Origin of the sequence: Clostridium sp. (genome assembly GCF_016650095.1) — a bacterium.
Classification (GTDB): Bacteria; Bacillota; Clostridia; order Clostridiales; family Clostridiaceae; genus Clostridium_AD.
Genome location: NZ_JAENWL010000239.1, coordinates 1 through 5,862, shown reverse-complemented (window position 1 = coordinate 5,862; position 5,862 = coordinate 1). Strand labels below are relative to the sequence as shown.

Genomic DNA, 5,862 nt, shown 5'->3' with positions numbered 1-5,862 from the left:
GTGAAAAGAAAGCTTTAAAAGTTCTCTCAAGAATGTATGAAGGTTATAACCAGATATTGTTTATTAAAACTGGATGTTGCAGCGAAAAGGCCGATATTCATAAGTCGGGAGAAGTAGCAAAACTGCTTAACTTGAGTCATAGCACAATTAAAGGAAGTAATTCTTATATTGAAGGGATTGTAAAAGGTCCATGGGACAATGATAAATTTATAAATATAAGTGCGTCGGGTATTGTAAAAGAGGAAGATTTTAATACATATATATAATAATGTACTAAATATGGAGGTTATAAAATGTCAGATAATAAAGAAGTATTATTTAAGAAACTAGCGGATTCAGTGGTTGATATGGATGAAGAGGTAGCAATAGAAATTTCAAAAGAGGTAATTGCTCAAAAGTATGATGCATTTGAAGCAATTGATAAAGGGTTGTCTAAAGGGATGGAAAAGGCAGGAGAACTCTTTGAGGAAGAAGAGTATTTTATTCCAGAGCTTTTAATGTGTTCCGATGCAATGTATGCAGGACTTGATGTCTTAAAACCACATATTAAAATAGATAAAAACGGAGTGAAACAAAAGGTGGTTATAGGTGTAGTTGAGGGAGATACTCATGATATAGGGAAAAATCTTGTAAAGATTATGCTTGAGACTTCAGGCTTTGATGTTATTGATCTTGGTCGTGACGTTCCACCATCAATATTTGTAGAAAGAGCAAAAGAGGAAAATGCAAATATAATAGCACTTTCAACTTTAATGACTACAACTATGGATGGCATGGCAGAAGTTATAAGAATTTTAGATAAGCAAAATATAAGAGAGAAATTTAAGATCATGATAGGGGGAGGTCCAATTTCAAAAGGTTTTGCAGATAAGATTGGTGCAGATGGGTATTCGGTAAATGCAGCAGAAGCTGTAAGACTAGCAAGAAAATTAGTTGATGTGAAAGCTGTAGTTTAACGACATTTCTGAGTCGTTAATATTGCAACTGCGAAGCAGATGATGAACAGCTGCGAAGCAGATGATTAATTTAGAAAATTGAAAAGAGGGTTAAAAAATGGATGTATTTACTCAAAAGGAAAGATTGCTAAGAGTCTTAAATAAAGAAAAAGTGGATAGACCTCCTGTTATTTGCCCTGGGGGAATGATGAATGCAGCTATAGTAGATGTAATGAACAAAACCGGGCATACTTTGCCAGAGGCACATATGGAAGGTAAGCTTATGGGACTGCTTTCAAAGGATGTTCATACTCATACAGGATTTGAAAACCTGGGGATACCATTTTGTATGACTGTAGAAGCTGAGGTGCTTGGAAGTAAAGTGGATTTTGGAACACTTGCCTGTGAACCTAAAATTATTAAAGAAGTATTTTCTTCCGTTTCAAATGTGGAATTTAAAAATATAAGTGAAATTCTTAAAAAGGGACGTGTTGATACCATTATTCAGGCAGGGTATTATATATCAAAACAAAACGAGGACGTGCCTGTAATTGGAAGTTTGACAGGACCTATAAGCACTGCAGCATCTATGGTTGACCCAATGACGTTTTTAAAGGAACTTCGAAAGAATAAAGAAGGATCACATAAGGTTATTGATTATGTAACAGATTTTTTAATAGAGTATGCAAAACTTATGATTGATAACGGAGTTACAGTTATATCCATTGCGGATCCTACTGCAACAGGTGAAATACTTGGACCTAAAATGTTTGAAGAATATGCTGTAAGATATTTAAATAAGCTTATAGACGGTATTCATGCTTTAAACGCACCAGTTATAGTTCACATATGTGGCAAATTAAATGCTGTAAAAAGTCAGTTGCCTTATATTAGAAGCAATGCTATAAGCACAGATTCACTAGTAAATTTGCGTATACTTAAAGAAGAGTACCCGTCTCTAACTACTATGGGTAATTTAAGTACATACCTATTGGAATTTGGTACTGCCAGCAAAGTTTTTAGCCACACTGAGAAGCTTTTACGAGATGGGATAGATATTATCTCTCCTGCATGTGGCCTAAGTACTTCTTCGCCCATTGATAATATATATACTTTTACTAAAACAGTTAAGGAAGGACAGGTAAAATAATGGTACAGATAAGATTTATTCCGGATAATAAAACAATCAGTGTCGATGCGGGAACTACAATACTACGAGCAGCAAGGCTTGCAGGTGTAGCAATAGAGTCACCTTGTAATGAAAATGTAACTTGTGGTAAATGCAAGGTAAAGCTTAATAGCAATTCAATAAAGAATGTGATTTCATCTGGGGGGCACCATTTATCCAAAGAAGAAGAGAAAGAAGGATTTGTATTATCATGTGCTACAAAAGTTATAGGGGATATTTTAGTTGAAGTAACTAATATAGAACAAAATGAAAGTTTAAAAATTCTAAATCATGGTAAAAGTTTTGATTTTCAGATTAATCCTATAATTAAAAAGAAGTATTTTGATAATGAAGGTGTAACTAAAGTATATTCAGGGGATCAAATTATTGGAAGTGAAGCTAATAATACTGAAAATTTGAAGTTTGGCGTTGTAGTTGATATTGGTACAACAACGATGGTTGCTTCTCTTATAGATTTGAATAATGGAGTGGAAGTTAGCTCAATTTCTTCTTTAAATCCACAAGCAATTCATGCACAGGATGTTTTATCTAGAATAAAGTTTGCATCTGAGGAAAGTGGCTTAAATACCATGTATAGTGGTGTTATTCGCGAAATTAAAAGTATGATCAGTGAAACAAGTAAAAATGCAGGTGTTGATAGTGATAATATCTATGAGGTAATACTGAGTGGAAACACGTGTATGTTACATCTAGCAACAAATACAAACCCTAGTTCACTAGGTAGATATCCTTATATTCCTAAAATCTATGGTGGTAACCAGATTGAAGCGTTGCAGTATGACTTTAACATTTCACCTTTCGGATTAATTTATCTGCCCCCTATAATATCAGCATATGTTGGTGCAGACATTACTTCTGGTATCCTTGCGGCTAAATTATATGAAAAAGATGGTAATACACTTTTTGTGGATATTGGGACAAATGGTGAGATGGTTCTAAGCTTAGATGGAGAATTATCAGCTGCTTCCACTGCTGCAGGTCCTGCCTTCGAAGGAATGAATATAACTCATGGAATGAGAGCTTCAAATGGAGCTATAGAGTTTTTCAATATAGAAGATGACGGAAACATAACAGTCAAGACAATTGGTGATGAGAAAGCAATTGGAATTTGTGGAAGTGGCCTTTTAGACATTGTCGGAGAGCTTGTTAAAATTGGAGTAATTAAAAAAAATGGTAAGTTTGTTGATATAAATAAAGAAGAAGTGAACCCTATTTTTATGGAGAAGCTTGTTAAAATTGAAGGTAAAACTGTTTTTAAAATAACTGATAGTGTTTACATATCACAAAAGGATATAAGGCAAGTACAGCTTGCAAAAGGCGCAGTTAGAGCTGGTATAGAATTTTTACTGAGAAGTAAGGACATTACAGCTGGTAGAGTAGATAAGGTGCTAATTGCAGGATCTTTTGGATACCACCTGAGAGCAAAGAGTTTGATAAATATAGGTCTACTGCCCTGGTCACTTGAAGATAAAATTGACTTTGTCGGAAACACTTCGAAATCTGGCGGGCAAATATTTTTGTTGAATAAGGATTATAGGGATAAAATGGAATCAATAGTTAAGAAGGTTGATATTGTTGAACTATCGAACTATAAAGACTTTGATAAAGTTTTTGTTCAGTGTTTGAGTTTTAAATAGAGTAAGGAAAAAAATATTTATTGTGTTAAATAACTTAGGAAAAAACTGAATTTTAGGAGGAATTATTATGAATAAAGAATATTTGACTAACAAAGGATTTGGGACTAAAGCTATACATGGAGGAAGTAAGATGGATCAGTATGGAGCACTAGCAACTCCAATACATCAAACTGCTACCTTCGTTTTTGACTCAGCAGATCAAGGCGGGAACAGATTTGCAGGAAAGGAAGAAGGCTACGTTTATTCAAGAATGGGGAATCCAACTAATACTGTTTTAGAAGAAAAATTGGCAATACTTGAAGGTGGAGAAGCATGTATGTCAATGTCATCAGGCATAGGGGCTATAACCTCGGCGATGTGGACATTATTAAAGGCTGGAGACCATGTAGTAGCATCAAAAACTATTTACGGATGCACACATGCATTTTTGAGTCATGGTATTGCAAGGTTTGGAGTTGAAGTTACTTTTGTTGAGGTTACAGATCCAGAAAATATTAGAAAAGCTATGAAAGAAAATACAAGGGTTGTTTTCTTAGAAACACCTGCAAACCCAACACTTCTTATAACAGATATTGAGGAAATAGCAAAGATCGCTCACGAAAGGGAAAATTGTACCGTGATGGTGGACAATACATTTAGCACTCCTTATTTGCAAAGACCATTAGAGCTAGGCGCAGACGTAGTAGTACATTCAGGAACTAAATTTTTAAATGGACATGGCGACGTAATTGCTGGTTTTGTTATTGGATCTAAAGCATTTATGGATGAAGTTAGAATGTTTGGTGTTAAGGATATGACGGGAGCTTGTTTAAGTCCTTTTGATGCATATTTAATTATAAGAGGAATGAAAACACTAGAAATAAGAATGGACAGGCACTGTGAAAATGCAATGGCAGTAGCTGAATTTTTAGAAGCACATCCAGCAGTAGAAAAAGTATATTTCCCAGGACTTAAAAGTTTTCCACAATATACACTTGCAAAAAAACAAATGAGTCTGCCAGGTGCGGTAATTGCCTTTGAAATAAAGGGTGGAGTAGAAGAAGGTAAAAAGGTTATAAATACAGTTAAGATGTGCAAACTCGCTGTTAGTTTAGGAGATCCTGAAACTTTAATTGAGCATCCTGCTTCAATGACTCATTCATCATATCCACAAGAGGAGAGATTAGAAGCGGGTATAACTGATGGTTTAATTAGACTCGCAGTAGGTCTTGAAAATAAAGAAGATATTATTGTTGATTTGGACCAAGCCCTTAATTTGATTGTTAAATAGTAGTACCATAAGGATATTCAAGTAAATATCGTCGCATCTTTGATGTGTTATTTTTCATGCCACCTAATAAATAAGTAAAGTAGAAAGGATTATCTTTTATGTTACCATAATGATAACCCTTTCTATTTTTTTATGGAATTAATGTGGACAATATTCATAAGAACTACATAAGTTTTTGGTATATTATTTCTATGAGTTTAAAAATATAAGCAAGTAAGGATATATACAAATATTTTTTTCGTATAAATATATTTTTCTTTACTAAAAATATATTTAAAGTTATTATTTAATATAACTTTAGTATATTTAATTTTACAAGTTGGATTTTTAATAGGCGATAGAGTGCATAAAGAATCTCAAAAATAGAAGGGGTGCAGGCTTGGATAATATATTAATTATTGAAGACGAAGAAAAAGTCTCAGAAATACAATAGGCGTATCTTGAAAAGGAAGGTTATAGAGTTTATTGCGCTACTAAGGGACTAGAGGGCATAAAACTTTTCGATAAAATTGAATTTAGGCTAGTTATATTAGACCTAATGTTACCGGACATATCTGGTGAAGAGGTGTGTAGTGTACTAAGAAAAATATCAGACGTGCATATATTTATGCTTACAGCAAAGAGTACCTTAGAGGATAGAATAGAAGGGTTAAATCTTGGGGCAGATGAGTATCTAGTTAAGCCTTTTAGTCCACGAGAACTAACCGCAAGAGTAAATGCTTTATTTAGAAGGATTAATATAAATAGGAGCGAATCAACAATTTATAATAATGGGGATTTAGAAATTAATTATGAGAAAAGAATAGTTAAGGTGCACGGCATAGAGATATC

The 5,862-nt window shown here is 33.9% G+C and carries 5 protein-coding genes and 1 pseudogene; all 6 read left to right on the top strand.

Annotated features, from left to right (window positions below; all coding sequences use genetic code 11):
* A partial coding sequence (locus tag JJE11_RS13165; RefSeq protein WP_291636347.1) for a DUF1638 domain-containing protein occupies window positions 1-266 on the top strand: 266 nt, incomplete at its 5' end.
* A gap of 27 nt (window positions 267-293) precedes the next feature.
* Window positions 294-956, top strand: coding sequence for a corrinoid protein (locus JJE11_RS13160; protein ID WP_291636345.1), 663 nt, complete (start codon window positions 294-296; stop codon window positions 954-956).
* Window positions 957-1,053: 97 nt separating this feature from the next.
* Window positions 1,054-2,085, top strand: coding sequence for a uroporphyrinogen decarboxylase family protein (locus JJE11_RS13155; protein ID WP_291636343.1), 1,032 nt, complete (start codon window positions 1,054-1,056; stop codon window positions 2,083-2,085).
* On the top strand, window positions 2,085-3,761 hold the full coding sequence (locus JJE11_RS13150; RefSeq protein ID WP_291636342.1) for an ASKHA domain-containing protein: 1,677 nt from the start codon (window positions 2,085-2,087) through the stop codon (window positions 3,759-3,761). Before JJE11_RS13155 ends, JJE11_RS13150 begins: the two co-directional genes overlap by 1 nt.
* A gap of 67 nt (window positions 3,762-3,828) precedes the next feature.
* On the top strand, window positions 3,829-5,031 hold the full coding sequence (gene megL, locus JJE11_RS13145) for a methionine gamma-lyase (protein WP_291636340.1): 1,203 nt from the start codon (window positions 3,829-3,831) through the stop codon (window positions 5,029-5,031).
* A 379-nt stretch (window positions 5,032-5,410) separates the two neighbouring features.
* Window positions 5,411-5,862: pseudogene (locus JJE11_RS13140) on the top strand (response regulator transcription factor); the annotation flags it as partial.

Coding starts and splice junctions, on each gene's coding strand:
- megL (WP_291636340.1), top strand. CDS start 3,829: ATGAATAAAGAATATTTGACTAACAAAGGATTTGGGACTAAAGCTATA.
- JJE11_RS13155 (WP_291636343.1), top strand. CDS start 1,054: ATGGATGTATTTACTCAAAAGGAAAGATTGCTAAGAGTCTTAAATAAA.
- JJE11_RS13150 (WP_291636342.1), top strand. CDS start 2,085: ATGGTACAGATAAGATTTATTCCGGATAATAAAACAATCAGTGTCGAT.
- JJE11_RS13160 (WP_291636345.1), top strand. CDS start 294: ATGTCAGATAATAAAGAAGTATTATTTAAGAAACTAGCGGATTCAGTG.